Annotated in this window: 15 protein-coding genes and 2 tRNA genes; 7 read left to right on the top strand and 10 right to left on the bottom strand. The window is 65.8% G+C overall.

Annotated elements, in window-relative coordinates; genetic code table 11:
- The 4 genes from rodA to pknB all read left to right on the top strand — a co-directional run.
- Positions 1 to 1,126 (top strand): peptidoglycan glycosyltransferase RodA (gene rodA / locus ACPGXI_RS11385; RefSeq protein ID WP_526652865.1); only part of this gene is annotated, 1,126 nt, incomplete at its 5' end.
- A complete protein-coding gene (pbpA, locus tag ACPGXI_RS11380; RefSeq protein WP_526652863.1) occupies positions 1,123 to 2,598 on the top strand; it encodes a D,D-transpeptidase PbpA in 1,476 nt (491 codons plus the stop codon). The genes rodA and pbpA, both read left to right, overlap by 4 nt.
- 49 nt (positions 2,599 to 2,647) lie before the next feature.
- On the top strand, positions 2,648 to 3,955 hold the full coding sequence (locus ACPGXI_RS11375; RefSeq protein ID WP_526652861.1) for a protein kinase domain-containing protein: 1,308 nt from the start codon (positions 2,648 to 2,650) through the stop codon (positions 3,953 to 3,955).
- Entirely contained in the window at positions 3,952 to 5,829 is a 1,878-nt protein-coding gene (pknB, locus tag ACPGXI_RS11370; protein WP_526652859.1) for a Stk1 family PASTA domain-containing Ser/Thr kinase, read from the top strand. The genes ACPGXI_RS11375 and pknB overlap by 4 nt, the downstream gene beginning before the upstream one ends.
- Here the strand turns inward: pknB and ACPGXI_RS11365 are convergent.
- Both ACPGXI_RS11365 and ACPGXI_RS11360 read right to left on the bottom strand, forming a co-directional pair.
- Entirely contained in the window at positions 5,807 to 6,538 is a 732-nt protein-coding gene (locus tag ACPGXI_RS11365; RefSeq protein ID WP_526652857.1) for an aminodeoxychorismate/anthranilate synthase component II, read from the bottom strand. The two genes, pknB and ACPGXI_RS11365, sit on opposite strands and share 23 nt — an antisense overlap.
- Positions 6,539 to 6,620: 82 nt before the next feature.
- Positions 6,621 to 7,382 carry a DUF881 domain-containing protein gene (locus ACPGXI_RS11360; RefSeq protein WP_526652855.1) on the bottom strand — a complete coding sequence of 254 codons (762 nt, stop codon included), beginning with the start codon at positions 7,380 to 7,382 and terminating at the stop codon, positions 6,621 to 6,623.
- A gap of 112 nt (positions 7,383 to 7,494) precedes the next feature.
- On the opposite strand from ACPGXI_RS11360, the gene crgA reads away from it, so the two are divergent.
- Both crgA and ACPGXI_RS11350 read left to right on the top strand, forming a co-directional pair.
- Positions 7,495 to 7,776, top strand: coding sequence for a cell division protein CrgA (crgA, locus tag ACPGXI_RS11355; protein WP_526652853.1), 282 nt, complete (start codon positions 7,495 to 7,497; stop codon positions 7,774 to 7,776).
- A 149-nt stretch (positions 7,777 to 7,925) separates the two neighbouring features.
- Positions 7,926 to 8,354: a PH domain-containing protein gene (locus ACPGXI_RS11350; RefSeq protein WP_526652851.1), complete on the top strand. Its 429-nt coding sequence runs from the start codon at positions 7,926 to 7,928 to the stop codon at positions 8,352 to 8,354.
- A gap of 48 nt (positions 8,355 to 8,402) precedes the next feature.
- On the opposite strand, the gene ACPGXI_RS11345 is transcribed toward ACPGXI_RS11350, so the two are convergent.
- Complete coding sequence (locus ACPGXI_RS11345; protein WP_526652849.1) at positions 8,403 to 8,930, bottom strand: peptidylprolyl isomerase; 528 nt, start codon at positions 8,928 to 8,930, stop codon at positions 8,403 to 8,405.
- Positions 8,931 to 9,037: 107 nt separating this feature from the next.
- Between ACPGXI_RS11345 and cwsA the strand changes: the two genes are divergently transcribed.
- Positions 9,038 to 9,472, top strand: coding sequence for a cell wall synthesis protein CwsA (cwsA, locus tag ACPGXI_RS11340; RefSeq protein WP_526652847.1), 435 nt, complete (start codon positions 9,038 to 9,040; stop codon positions 9,470 to 9,472).
- A 57-nt stretch (positions 9,473 to 9,529) separates the two neighbouring features.
- On the opposite strand, the gene ACPGXI_RS11335 is transcribed toward cwsA, so the two are convergent.
- The 7 genes from ACPGXI_RS11335 to recF form a co-directional block, all read right to left on the bottom strand.
- Positions 9,530 to 9,602, bottom strand: a tRNA-Ala gene (locus tag ACPGXI_RS11335).
- Positions 9,603 to 9,742: 140 nt separating this feature from the next.
- Positions 9,743 to 9,816: transfer RNA gene (locus ACPGXI_RS11330), tRNA-Ile, on the bottom strand.
- A 91-nt stretch (positions 9,817 to 9,907) separates the two neighbouring features.
- On the bottom strand, positions 9,908 to 10,837 hold the full coding sequence (locus ACPGXI_RS11325; RefSeq protein WP_526652845.1) for a DUF3566 domain-containing protein: 930 nt from the start codon (positions 10,835 to 10,837) through the stop codon (positions 9,908 to 9,910).
- Between the two features lie 49 nt (positions 10,838 to 10,886).
- Positions 10,887 to 13,385, bottom strand: coding sequence for a DNA gyrase subunit A (gene gyrA, locus ACPGXI_RS11320; RefSeq protein ID WP_526652843.1), 2,499 nt, complete (start codon positions 13,383 to 13,385; stop codon positions 10,887 to 10,889).
- Between the two features lie 98 nt (positions 13,386 to 13,483).
- Positions 13,484 to 15,517: a DNA topoisomerase (ATP-hydrolyzing) subunit B gene (gene gyrB / locus ACPGXI_RS11315; RefSeq protein ID WP_526652841.1), complete on the bottom strand. Its 2,034-nt coding sequence runs from the start codon at positions 15,515 to 15,517 to the stop codon at positions 13,484 to 13,486.
- 233 nt (positions 15,518 to 15,750) lie between these two features.
- Positions 15,751 to 16,344, bottom strand: coding sequence for a DUF721 family protein (locus ACPGXI_RS11310; RefSeq protein WP_526652839.1), 594 nt, complete (start codon positions 16,342 to 16,344; stop codon positions 15,751 to 15,753).
- Positions 16,341 to 17,501, bottom strand: a complete 1,161-nt coding sequence (gene recF, locus ACPGXI_RS11305; RefSeq protein WP_526652837.1) for a DNA replication/repair protein RecF — start codon at positions 17,499 to 17,501, stop codon at positions 16,341 to 16,343. Before recF ends, ACPGXI_RS11310 begins: the two co-directional genes overlap by 4 nt.
- Positions 17,502 to 17,513 lie beyond the last annotated feature (12 nt).

The following is a 17,513-nucleotide window of genomic DNA, read 5'->3' as shown; positions in this document are numbered from 1 at the left end:
TCACCGACTCGACCTCGCCGAGGGCGAGACGACGTCCCAGGGGCTTGGCGGTACGGCGAATCAACAGATGCTGTGGACTCTGGTCGGCGTCCTCGGATTCTCCGCCGTCGTCATCTTCCTGCGCGATCACCGCATGCTGGCCCGGTACGGCTACCTGTGCGGATTGACCGGACTCATCCTGCTGGCGATCCCGGCGATCCTGCCACGGTCACTGTCCGAGCAGAACGGCTCCAAGATCTGGATTCAGTTCCCCGGCTTCTCGATTCAGCCCGCGGAGTTCTCGAAGATCCTTCTGCTGATCTTCTTCGCCGCCGTGCTGGTATCCAAGCGCAGCCTGTTCACCAGTGCCGGCACCCACGTCCTGGGCATGGACCTACCCCGGCCCCGCGACCTGGCTCCGCTACTGGCGGCATGGATCGCCTCGATCGCGGTGATGGTCTTCGAGAAGGACCTCGGCACTTCGCTGCTCCTCTACGCGTCGTTCCTGGTCATGGTCTATATCGCTACTGAACGGTTCAGCTGGGTGGTGCTCGGCTTGGCCTTGTTCGCCGTGGGAAGCGTTGCGGCGTACTTCCTTTTCGACCACGTTCGGGACCGGGTCCAGGCCTGGCGCGACCCGTTCGCCGACCCCGACGGCGCGGGATACCAGATGATGCAGTCGCTGTTCAGTTTCGCTACCGGAGGCATCTTCGGAACCGGGCTGGGCAACGGACAGCCCGGCACCGTGCCCGCGGCCTCCACCGACTTCATCATCGCCGCCATCGGCGAGGAACTCGGGCTGGTGGGTTTGGCCGCCGTGCTCATGATCTACACCATCATCATCATCCGCGGCCTGCGCACCGCGATCGCAGTGCGCGACAGCTTCGGCAAGCTGCTCGCTGCCGGACTTGCCACAACCCTGGCCATCCAGCTGTTCATCGTGGTGGGCGGCGTCACCAAGCTGATCCCGCTGACCGGTCTGACTACTCCCTGGATGTCCTACGGCGGCTCGTCGCTGGTGGCCAACTACGTGCTGCTGGCGATCCTGGTCCGCATCTCACACGCCGCCCGCCGGCCGATCGGCACCGGGCCACTGCCCATCGCGCCCATCGCATCAGCCGGCACTGAGGTGATCGCGAAAATATGAACACCTCGCTGCGCCGCATCTCCGTCATGATCATGGCCCTGATCGTGCTGCTGCTCGCCAACGCCACCCGGACTCAGGTCTTCACCGCCGACGGCCTGCGCGCAGATCCGCGCAACCAGCGGGTACTGCTCGACGAGTACTCGCGCCAGCGGGGCCAGATCTCCGCGGGCGGCCAACTGCTGGCCTACTCGGTGTCGACGCCGGGCCGGTTCCGCTTCCTGCGGGTCTACCCCAACCCGATGACCTATGCACCGGTCACCGGCTTCTATTCGCTCAGTTACTCGAGCACCGGGCTGGAGCGCGCCGAGGACAGCATCCTCAACGGGTCCGACCAGCGTTTGTTCGGTCGCCGGCTGGCTGACTTCTTCACCGGCCGAGATCCTCGCGGCGGCAATGTCGCCACCACGATCAATCCGCCGGTGCAGCAGGCTGCCTGGGATGCGCTGCAGGAGGGTTGTGACGGGCCGTGCCGGGGCGCGGTGGTCGCTCTGGAACCCTCGACCGGCAAGGTTCTGGCGATGGTGTCGGCGCCCTCCTATGACCCCAATCTGTTGGCCACCCACGACGTCGCCGAGCAGTCGACCGCTTGGCGGGCCCTGCGCGACGATCCCGATTCACCACTGCTGAACCGGGCGATCTCGCAGACTTACCCGCCCGGATCGACGTTCAAGGTCCTCACCACCGCAGCCGCACTGCAGGCCGGGGAGACCCCCGACTCCGAGCTGACCGCGCAGCCCCAGATCACCTTGCCCAACAGCACCGCAATGCTGGAGAACTACGGCGGAGAGCCCTGCGGCACCGACCCGACCACCACCCTGCGATACGCATTCGCCCATTCCTGCAACACCGCCTTCGTCCAGCTCGGTATCCATACCGGCGCCGGCGAGCTTCGCTCCACCGCAAAAGCGTTCGGCGTGGATGTGGTCCCCGCGCCGATACCGCTGCAGGTCGCTGAATCCACCATTGGTCCGATCTCCGACGACGCGGCGCTGGGGATGTCGAGCATCGGGCAGAAGGACGTGGCGCTGACGCCGCTGGAGAATGCGGTGATCGCCGCGACCGTCGCGAACAAGGGGGTCACTGTGCAGCCCCACCTGATCGACAGCCTGCAGGGGCCCGACCTCGCCAACATCCCCACTGCCGCATCCCCCGGCGAGCGCCGGGCAGTGACGGAAGAGGTCGCGGATACACTGACGGATTTGATGGTCGCCGCCGAGCAGGTGACTCAGCAGGAGGGAGCCCTCGCTGGCGTGCAGATCGCATCCAAGACCGGCACAGCGGAACACGGCACCGACCCCCGCAACACGCCGCCGCATGCCTGGTACATCGCCTTCGCGCCCGCACAGGCACCCAAGGTCGCGGTCGCGGTGCTGGTCGAGAACGGCGGGGACCGTCTTTCGGCGACCGGTGGTGCGGTGGCGGCTCCGATCGGACGCGCCACCATCGCCGCGGCCCTGCGGGGAGCCTCATGAGTCGCGCGAACCGGAGGCGAGAAATAGATCCGCGATCCGGCGGCCGGAAATGAGTGCCCGCGTCGGGGTGACCCTGTCCGGGCGCTACCGGCTCCAACGGTTGATCGCCACCGGCGGCATGGGTCAGGTCTGGGAGGGCCTGGACTCCCGGCTGGGACGACGCGTGGCCGTCAAAGTCCTCAAAGCCGAGTACTCGACCGACGCCGAATTCATCGAGCGGTTCCGCGCGGAGGCACGCACCGTCGCGATGCTCAACCACCCGGGCATCGCCGGTGTGTACGACTACGGCGAAACAGACCTCGACGGCGAGGGCCGAACCGCCTACCTGGTGATGGAATTGGTCAACGGTGAGCCGCTGAATTCCGTGATCAAGCGGACTGGGCGGCTCTCTCTGCGGCACGCGCTCGACATGCTCGAGCAGACCGGCCGGGCGCTGCAGGTCGCCCACACCGCAGGACTGGTGCACCGCGACGTAAAGCCCGGCAACATCTTGATCACCCCCACCGGCCAAGTAAAGCTGACCGACTTCGGCATCGCCAAGGCCGTCGACGCCGCGCCCGTGACCCAGACCGGCATGGTGATGGGGACCGCGCAGTACATCGCACCCGAGCAGGCCTTGGGCCATGACGCAACCGCCGCCAGCGACGTGTACTCACTCGGCGTGGTCGGCTATGAGTCGCTGTCGGGAAAGCGACCTTTCACCGGCGAGGGCGCGCTGACCGTGGCGATGAAACACATCAAGGAGAACCCTCCCCCGCTGCCCGCCGATCTGCCGCCCAACGTCCGGGAACTGATCGAGGTCACGCTCGTCAAGAACCCCGGCCTGCGCTACAAGTCGGGCGGAACCTTCGCTGACGCGGTCGCCGCGGTGCGTTCTGGCCGCCGGCCGCCCAGACCCAACGCCACTCCGCGACTGGGCCGCGCCGCACCTGCCGCGGTGGGTGCGACCGTCGCGGCCCGAGCCGCCGAAGTTCCCGGGCGCGCCCCGGCCCCGGCGGCACGACCTCGCACCACCGGAAGTCACCACCGCTCGCCACCGGCGCGCAGCGCCTTCTCGTCGGGTCAGCGCGCGCTGTTGTGGGCCGCCGGGGTGCTCGGCGCCCTGGCCATCGTCATCGCGATCCTGATCGTGCTCAACGCCCAGGACCGCAAGGATCGCGCGCCGGTGCCGACCACCGTCACAGAAACGCCGACATCCCAGACCCCGGCTCCCGGGGCGCCGGAGACTCCCGGCGCCGCACCTGCGCCTGCAGGTGCCGATGGATCGGACCGCCGTGGGATACCGAAGAGCCTCGACATCGCGACATATCCCGCGGTGACCGTGCATGCCTCGGCCTCAGAACAGAGGGCGCCATGACGACCCCCCAGCACCTTTCCGACCGCTACGAAGTCGGCGAAATCCTGGGCTTCGGCGGAATGTCCGAAGTCCACCTGGCCCGCGACCTGCGACTGCATCGGGACGTCGCGATCAAGGTGCTGCGTGCCGACCTGGCCCGCGACCCGAGCTTCTATCTGCGGTTCCGCCGAGAAGCGCAGAACGCAGCGGCCCTCAACCATCCCGCGATCGTCGCGGTGTACGACACCGGCGAGGCGCAAACGGCCAACGGGCCACTCCCCTACATCGTGATGGAATACGTCGACGGCGTCACTCTTCGCGACATCGTCCACGGTGAAGGACCGATGCCGACGCAACGCGCCATCGAAGTCATCGCCGACGCCTGCCAGGCCCTCAACTTCAGCCACCAGCACGGCATCATCCATCGCGACGTCAAACCCGCCAACATCATGATCAGCAATACCGGCGCGGTGAAGGTGATGGACTTCGGCATCGCTCGAGCGCTGGCAGACGCCAGCAATCCGGTCACTCAAACCGCTGCCGTCATCGGCACTGCGCAGTACCTATCCCCCGAACAGGCCCGCGGCGCGAAGGTCGATGCCCGCTCCGATGTGTACTCACTGGGCTGTGTGCTCTACGAAATACTCACCGGTGAGCCGCCTTTCGTCGGTGACACCCCCGTCGCCGTGGCCTACCAGCACGTCCGGGAGGACCCTGCCCCGCCGTCGACCCGAAATAGCGGCATCTCCCCCGAACTCGACGCAGTCGTGCTCAAGGCGCTGGCCAAGAATCCGGACAACCGGTACCAGACGGCCGCCGAGATGCGGTCCGACCTGGTCAGAGTGCATAGCGGCGAGACGCCGGACGCCCCGAAAATCTTCACCGACGCCGAGCGGACGTCGATGCTGTCGGCAGCCCCGTCCGACAACCGCACCGATCGCATCGAGCCGCTGGGGCCCTACCCGGCACGCTACGAAGAACGCCGGCGCCGCGGTTCGGTCGCGCGATGGTTGGCGGCGGTGGCGATCCTGGCGGTGGTGACCGTGGTGGTCACCATCTCCATCAACACGTTCGGTGGAACCACCCGCAGTGTGGCGGTGCCCGACGTCAGTGGCCAGGTTTCGGACGACGCGATCGCCGCGCTGCAGAACCTCGGATTCAAAACCACCTTGGAGCGGAACCCCGACTCCAAGGTTCCGCCCGATCACGTCATCGATACCGATCCGGTCGCCGACACCTCGGTGGCGGCCGGCGATGAGATCACCCTCAACATCTCCACCGGGCCCGAGCAACGCGAGGTGCCCGACGTCTCCAACCTGAGCTATGCCGACGCGGTGCGAAAGCTCACGACTGCGGGCTTCGGCCGCTTTCGGCAGACCACGTCAGCGTCGCTGCCCGAGCAGAAGGACCGGGTGATCTCCACGGTGCCGCCGGCCAACCAGACCTCGGCGATCACCAACGAGATCACCCTCGTCGTGGGGACCGGCCCAGAAACAGCCGCGGTGCCCGATTGTCTCGGCCAGACCGTCGCGGTCTGCCAACAGATCCTCTCTGCATCCGGGTTCGAGAATGTCGTGACCGTCCAAACCGACAGCACGAGAACAGAAGGACAGGTGCTCGGCACCGATCCTGGCGCCGCCCAGACCGTTCCACAGGACGCGGTGATCCAGATCCGGGTGTCCCGTGGCAACCAGTTCGTGATGCCGGATCTGACCGGAATGTTCTGGACCGACGCCGAGCCACGGCTGCGGGCGTTGGGCTGGACCGGCATCTTGGACAAGGGCGGCGATGTGCGAGACAGCGGTCAGCGCACCAACGCCGTGGTACGTCAGAGCCCGTCGTCGGGTTCGGCGGTGAACTTCGGCGGTCGGGTCACGCTGAACTTCGCCGCGTAGCGGCCTGCACCGCGCCGGCGACCTCGTCCTCCAGGCGGCGAACCAGCCCCTCGGCGGGCGCGGTGCCGCAGTAGGCCAACCAGTTGGCCAGCATCCGGTGCCCGCCCTCGGTCAGGATCGATTCGGGGTGGAACTGCACGCCGTGGATCGGCAGGTCGCGGTGGCGCACCCCCATGATGACGCCCTCGTCGCCGCCGTTCGTGGCATCGCCCCGGTTGCCCTTCCCGTGGCCACTCCAGCCCCGGTCGGTGCGGGCGATCACCTCCAGTTCAGCGGGAACCGTCTCGGGAAGGATCGTCAAGGAGTGGTACCGGGTGGCGACAAACGGGTCTGGAAGACCTTTCAGCACACCGGTGTTCGAGTGGTGGACGGTGCTGGTCTTGCCGTGCAGCAGCTCGGGCGCCCGATCGACGGTGCCCCCGAACGCCACTCCGATCGCCTGATGACCCAGACACACCCCCAGCAGCGGGGTCCGGGCGGCCGCGCATGCGTCGACCATCGGAATGCAGGCCCCGGCACGCTCGGGAGTGCCCGGGCCCGGGCTGAGCAGCACCCCGTCAAACTCTTCGGCCACGCGGGCGAGGTCGGCGGGGGTGGCCAACCGTTCGTCGTCGTTGCGCCACACCGTCGCTTCCACGCCGAGTTGACCGAGATACTGGACCAGGTTGAACACGAAACTGTCGTAGTTGTCGAGGACCAAGACCTGCATCGCAACAGGCTACCGCCGGTGAATCCGGCACACTCGCCGACGCTGGGGTTCGCCATCGCACCCGAGTCGCCCCGCCCGTCTGCTAGTAGCCAAGTGGCCCGATGGGGCGCGCGTACTGCATCCGGACGGCCTGCTGATGGCCAACGAGCTCGACCTCGCCCGGCTCCTCTGCATAACCCAGGCCGAACCGTGCCACATACCGTTTATAGAGCGTCACCATCGGATCGGCCGACAAGGCCTCCTGCATCTTCGCAGCGTCACCGATCGCGGAGATGACGTAGGGCGGGCTGTAGGTGCGGCCGTTGAGCAGCAGGGTATTTCCCACACAGCGTGGTGCCGAGGTCTCGATGATGCGCTGGTCCTGCATTTGGATTCCTTCGGCCCCCGCACTCCACAGGGCGTTGAGCACCGCCTCGATGTCCTGCTGGTGCACAACGAGGTCGTCGGCGAAGGCGTCGCGGGGAAACCGGCCTTGGGCGTCGCGCTGAGCGTCGTTCAGAGTCACCACCAGGCCCGGGCCCGTTATCGGGGTCAGGCCGGCCTGCCCGGCCAGCGCATCTGCGCGGCGGGTGATGGCGGCCAGCGCCGCATCGGCACTTGGAGAGCCGCCGTGGTGGTTGTCGATCTTGCTGACTGCGAGGTCGCGCTGAGCGGTCAATCGGTCGACGGACTGCTGGGCCTCACGAACCAGGTCAGCGAGTCGGGGCGCGTCGCTGCGGCGGATCTCTTCGCCGCCAGAGACGCTGTGCGTGGCTCCCAGCAACAGTCCGGCGGCCACACACACGACCGGAACGCCGAAGCGCCACGCAGCGCGCGGCCGCCGGGGCCCGGTGCGACCTTTCATCGGTTCCGTCTCCTGGTGAGTTGTCCCAGAGGGCTGCGTTAGGCTTTGCTTTACCCATCGTCGCAGCTTTACCCATCGTCGCACTGGCGACGCCGATCGTCTGAAGGTACGCATGCCCAAGTCCAAGGTCCGCAAGAAGAACGACTTCACCATCAACCCGGTGAGCCGGACTCCGGTCAAGGTGAAAGCAGTACAGTCGGGCACCTGGTTCGTCGTGCTGTTCATCGGCCTGATGTTGGTCGGCCTCGCCTGGTTGATCGTGTTCCAGTTGGCGGGAAGCGGACCCGACGTGCCGAGCTTCCTGCAGTGGATGGCCGATCTCAACGTGTGGAACTACGCCATCGCCTTCGCCTTCATGATCAGCGGTTTGTTGCTCACGATGCGGTGGCGGTGACCCCGATCTGCCCCCAGAGGAGCTCGTTTTGGCCGCCTGTAGTTTTCCTGCTCGCAACCTGGCCGTTACCAGATCACATCGATGTTATTCATCCCCATTGGGGATAGCACTTGTGGATAACCGCATTCGCCACGGCAGGAGGGGGTGAATTGTCAGTCCAGCAAACACAGTGGGAGCCGCCGGCGCCGGGCATCGTCGCGGCCGGAGTTCTTGCGGTCATCCTGGGTTTCGGTGCTGTGATGCTGGTCACAGACCCGCCCGGGCGCGTGCTGGTTGGCCTCGCAGCGGTCGGATTACTGGTGTTCGCCCTGATGTCGTGGCGCGCGCGTCCCAAGCTGGCAATCACCGACGGGGCACTGGTGTTCAAGGGTTGGTGGCAGACGCGACGTCTCGGTCACGCCGATATCAAGCTGATCCGGATCACCGAGTTCCGCCGGATCGGCCGCACGGTTCGTCTCCTGGAGATCGACGGCACCGACGGCCGTCTGCTGGTGCTCAGCCGCTGGGACCTGGGCACAGACCCGCTGCGGGTACTCGACGCACTCACTGACGCCGGGTTTGCCCCTGGCTCCGGGTGATTTCGGCGCAGTTCGTCACGGTGGGCGTGACAAAGTGCGCCCAAATCCCTACGAGATGGTGATCGACTCGATGACCACCGGCTCGGCCGGACGGTCGTTGCGGTCGGTCGCGGTCGCTCCGATGGCGTCGACGACCTTCTGAGACTCGGCGTCGACAACCTCGCCGAAGATCGTGTGCTTGCGGTTCAGGTGCGGCGTCTTGCCGACCGTGATGAAGAACTGCGAACCGTTGGTCCCGGGGCCGGCATTGGCCATCGCCAGCAGGTAGGGCTTGTCGAACGCCAGCTCGGGGTGGAACTCGTCGGCGAACTGGTAGCCCGGACCGCCGCGGCCAGTTCCGGTCGGGTCGCCGCCCTGGAGCATGAAGCCTGCGATCACGCGGTGGAACACCGCTCCGTCGTAGAAGGGGCCCGAGGATCCACCCGATGCGTTCTCGGTGCTGTAGTCCTTGGTGCCCTGCGCCAGCCCGACGAAGTTGGACACCGTCTTGGGGGCGTGGTTTCCGAACAGGGCGACCTTGATGTCGCCACGGTTGGTATGCAGGGTCGCGGTCGCTGTCTGAATGGGACTCGTCACGGGAAGTCAGTCTGCCACGCCGGGTCTGATGGCCAACCGGGCACCTTGTGGTCGCGCAGATGGCAGGCTTGGGGGTGCGAGGTCCGTTAGACCGAAAGAGGTGGCAGATGAGCTCCAATACCGTCGACCAATTGTCCCCGAGCCAGCGTCTCGGCCGAGGTCTGAAGTACTCGGCAGTCGGCCCGGTCGACGTCACCAGGGGGGCGCTGGGCGTCGGACTGGACTCCGTGCGCTCCTCGGCAGCCTGGGTCGGCGATCGGTACCGCCGCGAACAGGTTGCCCGCCGGTTGAAGGCCGATCTCGCCTCGGCCCAAGACGCCATCGTGGCAGAGCTCTCGGCGGCTCAGGAAGTGGCGGCCCAGCTCCCCGACACTCTCGAGAAGGCCCGCCGGGCGGGCAGGGCTCACCGGCCGCTGCTGTTGGCCGGGATCGGTGTCGCCGTGCTGGCCGGTGGAGCGGCTGCTTTCGTGATCGTTCGGCGCTCGTCACAGCCGGAGCCCTCACCCTTGCCGCCGAGCGTCGACGTCGCCCCCAAGCCCTGACGGCCCCGGCTCGACCGGGTCTGTGCCTGCTTGTTTACTTGTGGAGCTGTCTACGTGTGGAGCCTAGGAGAATCGAACTCCTGACATCTGCCTTGCAAAGGCAGCGCTCTACCAACTGAGCTAAGGCCCCTGGTGCCGTTCAGGAAGGCGGATCGGCGGCTGTGTGCCACACCTCGGCGCCGTGCTGGGTCCGCCACACGGTCAGTGCGGCGGCCGCGGCAACTGCGGCAGCAAGAAGAAGCACGATCTTCACCGATCTGCACCTTTCCGTGGGGCTAGGAGGACTCGAACCTCCGACCTCTTCGTTATCAGCGAAGCGCTCTAACCGCCTGAGCTATAGCCCCGTTCACCGCCCTGTGGGAATCCCCGCCAGCGGGGCCGAGCGCCGAGATTACCGCACGGACCTGCTGTGACCCAAACCCGAGGCCTGCGACGTCAGTCGCGGTCGGCCAGGGTCACCTCGACTCCACCGACCAGGTCGGTGGTCAGGTTGTAGATGAAAACTCCGACGGTCGCTGCGGCGGTCATGAGCACGATGTTCACCAGACCGATCAACGCGGCCCCGCCGAAGATGGTGCCGCTGGAGACGAGTTCGCCGCCAGTACTTCCGCTGGCGCTGGTCAGCAGATCACCGACGTTGCTATTGAGCTTGCTCCACACACCCATGCCGCCGAGCACCAGGTAGAGGAATGCGACCGCGATCATCCATACGAAGAACATCGCCACCGACAGCACCAGCGATACCTTCAGCGCACTCCAGGGATCGACGTGCCGGATCTGCATGCTGGCCCGCACCGGGCCCTTGGCCGGCCGGACCGCGACCTGAACGGCCGCGCCGGAAGCCGGCGCTTGCTCGGGGGCCTTAGCCGGCGGTTCGACCGCCGGTCGGTCCACCGGCCTGTTTTTCTGCTGCGGCCGGGGCGGCGCGTCCGACAAGTTCGGCAACTCGCTGCCGTAATTCGCGGAACTTTCTTCGGCACGGGGTCTCCGGTCGGCACGCTCGCCCGGGTCCGCCGAATCTGCCTCGCGCGCATCGGAGGTGGCCGGTGCACCGGCGATGAAGCGGTTCAACCGGGCGTCCAGACCCGACGGGGCATTGGGTTGACCTTTGGCGGCCGGGGCCGCTTCGGGTGACTGCTTATTTGCCTTGGCGCGGTCGGCCGGACCGCGTTGCCAGGGCGGTGCGTCGCCATGTTCGGCACCGCGCGCCGGTGGGGCGGCCGCCGGTGGCGGACCGCTGCGCGTCACCGAGTTCCCCAGTGCGCCCTCTTTCGGACCGGCACCCCCGGGACCAGCGGCGGAGCCGCTGTCGGCACCGGATGCCTCGCCTGCACGGGATTGTCCCGGCTCTGTCGGTGAGCTCACCTGGGACTCCTTAGCTCAGTGCCTACTGCTTGCAGCAGTCGGTGTCGCATTACGAACGGCCCTCTGCATCGTCGTTGACATCTTCTTCGGCGTTGCGGGCAACAGCAATCAGTGTGTCGCCATCGGCGAGGTTCATCAAGCGCACCCCCTTGGTTTGCCGTCCGGCCTTGCGCACCTGACGGGCCCTGGTGCGAATGACGCCCCCGCCGGAGGTGATGGCGTACAACTCCGTCTCGTCGTCGACGATCAACGCTCCGACCAGAGTGCCACGCCGCCTGTCGTACTGGATGGTGAGGATGCCTTTGCCGCCGCGGCCCTGGGCGGTGTACTCCTCGATCGCGGTGCGCTTGCCATAGCCGCCCGAGGTCGCCACCAGCAGGTACGTGCCCTCGACAACGACGTTCAGTGACAACAGCCGGTCCTCTTCGTTGAACCGCATCCCCTGCACGCCCGAGGTCGCTCGCCCCATTGGCCGCAGCGCCTCGTCGGTTGCCGAGAAGCGGATCGACTGCCCCTTCGCCGACACCAGAAGCAGGTCTTCGTCGGCCGAGCACAGCACCGCCCCGACCAACTCGTCGCCATCACGCAGATTGACCGCGACGATGCCCCCGGACCGGTTGGAGTCGAAATCGACCAACCTGGACTTCTTCACCAGTCCGTTACGGGTGGCCAGTACCAGATAGGGCGCGTCCTCGTAGCTCTTGATCTGGATGACCTGGGCGATGCGCTCCTCGGGCTGGAAGGCCAGCAGGTTGGCCACATGTTGACCACGCGCCGTCCGCAGCGCCTCGGGAAGATCGTAGGCCTTCGCCCGGTACACCCGACCCTGCGTCGTGAAGAACAGGATCCAGTCGTGCGTGGAGCACACGAAGAAGTGGTTGACGATGTCGTCCTGCTTGAGCCCCGCACCCTGAACGCCTTTGCCACCCCGCTTCTGGCTGCGATACAGGTCGGACTTGGTCCGCTTGGCGTAGCCGGTCTCGGTGATCGTCACGACCACCTCTTCCCGCGCGATCAGATCTTCGTCGGCGACGTCACCGTCGGCCGGGATTATCCGGGTGCGCCGATCGTCTCCGTACCTGTCGACGATCTCCTTGAGCTCATCGCGCACGATGGCCCGCTGGCGCTCCGGCTTGGCCAGGATGTCCTCCAGGTCGGCGATCTCGGCCTCGATCTTGGCGAGGTCGTCGACGATCCGCTGTCGCTCCAGGGCGGCCAACCGGCGCAACTGCATGTCGAGGATCGCCTGCGCCTGGATATCGTCGATGTCCAGCAGCTCGATCAGGCCGGCGCGCGCGATGTCGACGGTCTCCGAAGCCCGGATCAGCGCGATGACCTCATCGAGAGCATCGAGCGCCTTGACCAGACCGCGCAGGACGTGGGCCCGCTCGTTGGCCTTGCGGAGCCGATAGGTGGTGCGCCTGATGATCACGTCGAGTTGGTGGGCGACGTAGTAGCGCAGCATTTGGTCCAGCCGCAGGGTACGCGGCACCCCGTCGACGATCGACAGCATGTTGGCGCCGAAGCTGGTCTGCAGCTGGGTGTGCTTGTGCAGGTTGTTGAGCACGACCTTGGCGACGGCGTCGCGCTTGATCTCGACCACGATGCGCAGGCCCACCCGGTCGCTGGACTGGTCCTCGATATTCGAGATGCCGGCCATCTTGCCGTCGCGGACCTGTTCGGCGATCGAGGTGATGAAGTTGTCGTGATTCACCTGGTAGGGGAGCTCGGTGATGACGATAGAGGTGCGGCCCCGCGAATCCTCCTCGATCTCCACGACGCCGCGCATCCGGATGGAGCCCCGGCCCGTGGTGTAGGCATCCGAAATCCCTTGCGAGCCAACGATCAATCCGCGGGTGGGGAAGTCCGGCCCCTTGACTCGCTCGCATACCGCGGCGAGGGTCGCTTCCTCGTCAGCCTCGTGATTCTCCAGACACCAGTACACCGCGTCGGCGAGCTCACCCAGATTGTGCGGCGGGATGTTGGTGGCCATGCCCACCGCGATGCCGCCGGATCCGTTGGCCAACAGGTTGGGGAACCGGCTGGGCAGGACTGTCGGCTCCTGCACCCGGCCGTCGTAGTTAGGTACGAAATCGACTGTCTCCTCGTCGATTTCGCGGAGCATTTCCATCGCCAGGGGAGTGAGACGAGCCTCGGTGTACCTCATCGCCGCCGGCGGATCGTTGCCCGGCGAACCGAAGTTCCCCTGGCCGTCGACGAGTGGGTAGCGCAACGACCACGGCTGCGCCATGCGCACCAGGGTGTCGTAGATCGACGAATCACCGTGCGGGTGGTAATTACCCATCGTCTCGGCGACCGAACGGGCTGACTTCGCGTGCCCACGGTCGGGCCGAAAGCCCGAGTCGAACATCGCGTAGAGCACGCGCCGGTGCACAGGTTTGAGTCCGTCGCGTACTTCCGGCAGCGCACGACCCACGATCACGCTCATGGCGTAATCGATGTAGCTGCGCTGCATCTCCTGCTGGATGTCGACCGGGACGATGCGGTCGCCGGCTTCGTCGCCCGGTGGCAGCGTGGTGTCAGTCAATGGACTTCCCTCTCCTCAATCCCTGTGAGCTCCCAGCCGAACGTGAGGTTGTGGGCACGGTCGGCGCCGAACGCGCGAGCAACTTCACGGTCGATACGCTAAACATCCAGGAAACGAACATCTTTGGCGTTTCGGGTGATGAAACTGCGCCGGGCTTCGACGTCTTCACCCATCAGGATCGTGAACAGCTCATCGGCCGCGGCAGCGTCGTCCAACGTGATCTCCCGCAGCACCCGGGCGGTCGGATCCATGGTGGTCTCCCACAACTCCTTGGCATCCATTTCGCCCAGGCCTTTGTAACGCTGGATACCGTCGTCGGCGTTGATCTTCCTGCCGGCCGCCCGACCGGTTTCCAGCAGACCGTCGCGTTCGCGATCGGAGTACGCGAACTCTGGTTCGGATCGCTGCCACTTCAGTTTGTACAACGGCGGCTGGGCGAGGAAGACGTGTCCATTCTCGATGAGTGGCTTCATGAATCGGAACAGCAGCGTCAAGAGCAGCGTCGAAATGTGCTGGCCGTCAACGTCGGCGTCGGCCATCAGCACGATCTTGTGATACCTGAGCTTCGACAGGTCGAACTCGTCCTTGATGCCGGTGCCGAGTGCGGTGATGATCGCTTGGACTTCGGTGTTCTTGAGGACACGGTCGATGCGCGCCTTCTCGACATTGATGATCTTGCCGCGCAACGGCAGGATAGCCTGGAACATGGAGTCCCTGCCGCTCTTCGCCGAACCGCCGGCTGAATCACCCTCCACTACATAGAGTTCCGACTTTTTCGGATCGGTGGAGCGACAGTCGGCAAGCTTGCCCGGCAGCCCGCCCAGATCGGTCGCGCTTTTGCGGCGCACCAACTCTCGGGCCTTACGGGCGGCCAGCCGGGCCTGCGCCGATGAAACCGCCTTGTTGACAACAGTCTTGGCTTCGGCCGGGTTGGCCTCGAACCAGTGCGACAACTGCTCGTTACAGATCTTCTGCACGAACGACTTGACCTCAGTGTTCCCGAGTTTGGTCTTGGTCTGGCCCTCGAACTGCGGGTCGCTGACCTTGACCGAGATCACTGCGGCCAGCCCCTCACGAATATCGTCGCCGGTGAGTTTGGGGTCCTTGTCCTTGAGGAGCTTCTTGTCCTTCGCGTACTTGTTCACCACCGTGGTGAGTGCGCTGCGGAAGCCCTCTTCGTGGGTGCCGCCTTCGTGCGTGTTGATGGTGTTGGCGAAGGTGTGCACAGATTCGGAGTAGCCGTTGTTCCACTGCATGGCAATCTCGACCTCATAACCGGGGCCCTTGCCATCGAAATCGATAACGCTCTGCTGGAGAACAGGTTTGGTGCGATTGATGTGTTTGACATAGTCGACCAAGCCGCCAGGGTAGTGGAAGGCGCGGTGCTTTACCCTGTGCGGCGCGGACGCTTCAGCTGCCTTTTCATCGGCTGACTTCGGCGCCTCGGCGGTGTCGCTCACGACATCGTCGACCACTTCTTCGGCGGTAACCCGCTCATCGGTCAGGTCGATGGTAAGCCCCTTGTTCAGGAAGGCCATCTCCTGAAGGCGCCGGGCCACGGTCTCGAAGTCGTACAGGGTGGTCTCGAAGATGTCGGGGTCCGCCCAGAACCTGATGGTCGTGCCGGTCTTCTTGGTCGTACCGCCCTGTTTGAGAGTTCCGGGAACGGACCGGTCGTAGTACTGGAACCATTCGTGGCCGTCCCGCAGCACCGTGGCCTCGAGTCGGGTGGACAAGGCGTTGACCACCGATACTCCGACGCCGTGCAGACCGCCACTGACGCTGTATCCGCTCTCCTCGCCACCGAACTTGCCGCCGGCGTGCAGCTGAGTCATGACAACGTCGATGGTGGGGGGCCCACTGGAGTGCTTCTCGACGGGGATACCGCGGCCGTCGTCGGTGACCTGGACACTGCCGTCACCGAGGATCGTGACATCGACCCTGGTGGCGTAGCCGGCCATGGCTTCGTCGATCGCGTTGTCGACAACCTCCCAGACCAAGTGGTGCAGGCCACGCTCACCGGTGGAACCGATGTACATGCCCGGACGTTTGCGAACAGCCTCCAAGCCCTCCAGAATGGTGATGGCAGAAGCGCCATACTGTTTCGAAGCGCTCTTCTTCTGGGCAGCCACGTTAGACGCGTCTCCTTGGTGTTTCGCCGGGGATCGTGTGCCGAAGGACGACGTCCCTCGCAGATCTCTTCTGAAGTCTACCGTCAGACACCGTCAGCACTTACCCACAGGCGGCGTTTCTGCGCACCTATTTGCCTCACCTATGGGTTATCGCGAATATCTATACGTCCAGACGCTTGAGAGTTATGGACGGATCCTTGTTGCCGCTCTCAGCCCGTGATAATGGAGCGTCCCTATCCGTAGGTGTCCCGCGGTCCGCGGCCCCGCACCCGGTAAGGCCCTTTGCGCCACGACGGACCGACCGGGCCGACGATTTTCAGTGCGGTCACCACTCCGTCACCGACAGCGGCGGCGATCTTGGCGAGAAGTTGCGATTGCACCATCCGCAACTGGGTGGCCCAGGCCGTTGACTCCGCGGACACGGTGAGCACACCGTCGTGCAGCGAGGTCGGTGCGGCGTGCGCGGCGATCTGCTCGCCGACGACTGCGCGCCAACGGCCGAACACCGACCCCTCGGCGACCCGCCCGGACCAACCCCGGTTACGCGCCAAGTCGCTGGTGGCAGCCCCGAGGAGTTGGGGGTCGCGGCCGTCGGGAGTGGGGCCGGACCACCTGCGCCGGCTGTTGCCCGCGACCCGGCGCGGCGCAGGGGAGTTGCGCCCGCGTCCGACATTCTTACCTTGGACCCGCGCAGCACCCCGTGCTTCCTCGAGCGTGCGCCGTACCAGGTCCATCCCCTGGAGACCGGCGAGTTCGGGCGGCGGTTCGAACGCTGGACCCGGATCGCCGGGTTTGTCCTCGCATTCCCCGGGGTCGCGGGCGTTCATGACTGAACCGCCGAGATACGACCGCTGTCGCTGTCGCGCATGGTGATATCGATCCGGCGGACATCCCAGCCCGCCGGGATGTCCTCGTGCACTGCGGCGGTCACCAAGACCTGCTCGGCAGACACCGCGACCTGCGCCAATGCGGCCCGCCGCGCGGTATCGAGTTCCGCGAAAACATCATCGAGCAACAACACCGGATCCGTGCCTTCCGCACGCAACAATTCATATGCGGCCAATCGCAATGCCAACGCGAAAGACCACGATTCTCCGTGGCTGGCAAATCCTTTGGCAACCTGTTCTCCGAGCCGCAACTCCAGATCATCGCGGTGGGGGCCGACCAGACACACACCCCGTTCCAGCTCGGCCTCACGTCGCCGCCCGAGCTCTTCGAGCAACGCGGCCTCGAAAGTTGCCGGGTCGGTATTTCCCTCGGCGGCTGCACTCTCGATCCCTCCCACCCGGCTGCGGTAATGGATTGCCGCCGGACGTGCTTCCGGGGCCAACAGCTGATACGCACTCTGCACTTCTGGGGCTAATTCTTTCACCAATTCCACCCGCGCAGCCACCAATTCGGCGCCATGGGCTGCCAGATACCCGTCCCAGACCTCCAGGGACTCGAGTGCACCGCGATCCCCGCGGTAGCGCGCAGGACCGGCGGTTTTGAGCAACGCGGTGCGCTGTCGGACGACCTTGTCGTAGTCCGCTCGCACGGCCGCGACCCGTGGCCGCCGCGTCGTAGCCAGTTCGTCCAGATAGCGCCGGCGTTCACCGGGGTCGCCACGCACCAGAGACAGATCCTCCGGGGCGAACAACACCGCCCTCAGGACGCCCAGGATTTCCCGCGCCGACCTCACCGGGGAGCGGTTCAGCCGCGCCTTGTTCGCTCGCCCGGAGGTGACATCGAGATCGATGGCGAGCTCGCGACCGTCGCTGACGACGATGGTAGAGACTACCGCCCGCTCGGCGCCCACGCGGATCAGAGGCGCGTCGGCGGCCACCCGATGCGAGCCTAGCGTCGACGAGTACCACAGCGCTTCAACGAGATTGGTCTTGCCGAACCCATTGGAGCCGACGAACACTGTGCGCCCGGGCTCGAGGTCGAGTTCGACGCGCTCCCATGACCGGAAGTCTGTCAGGGCGAGATGGCGTACGTACACCGATGCACCCCG

Origin of the sequence: Mycobacterium sp. (genome assembly GCF_049608025.1) — a bacterium.
Lineage (GTDB): Bacteria > Actinomycetota > Actinomycetes > Mycobacteriales > Mycobacteriaceae > Mycobacterium.
Note: the sequence above shows the minus strand (reverse complement) of the source record. Positions and strands in the feature narration are given on the sequence as shown.

Excerpts from the sequence above, each read along its gene's own strand:
- crgA (WP_526652853.1), top strand. The coding sequence starts at position 7,495 with ATGCCCAAGTCCAAGGTCCGCAAGAAGAACGACTTCACCATCAACCCG.
- ACPGXI_RS11365 (WP_526652857.1), bottom strand. The coding sequence starts at position 6,538 with ATGCAGGTCTTGGTCCTCGACAACTACGACAGTTTCGTGTTCAACCTG.
- pbpA (WP_526652863.1), top strand. The coding sequence starts at position 1,123 with ATGAACACCTCGCTGCGCCGCATCTCCGTCATGATCATGGCCCTGATC.
- cwsA (WP_526652847.1), top strand. The coding sequence starts at position 9,038 with ATGAGCTCCAATACCGTCGACCAATTGTCCCCGAGCCAGCGTCTCGGC.
- ACPGXI_RS11310 (WP_526652839.1), bottom strand. The coding sequence starts at position 16,344 with ATGAACGCCCGCGACCCCGGGGAATGCGAGGACAAACCCGGCGATCCG.
- ACPGXI_RS11360 (WP_526652855.1), bottom strand. The coding sequence starts at position 7,382 with ATGAAAGGTCGCACCGGGCCCCGGCGGCCGCGCGCTGCGTGGCGCTTC.
- pknB (WP_526652859.1), top strand. The coding sequence starts at position 3,952 with ATGACGACCCCCCAGCACCTTTCCGACCGCTACGAAGTCGGCGAAATC.
- ACPGXI_RS11375 (WP_526652861.1), top strand. The coding sequence starts at position 2,648 with ATGAGTGCCCGCGTCGGGGTGACCCTGTCCGGGCGCTACCGGCTCCAA.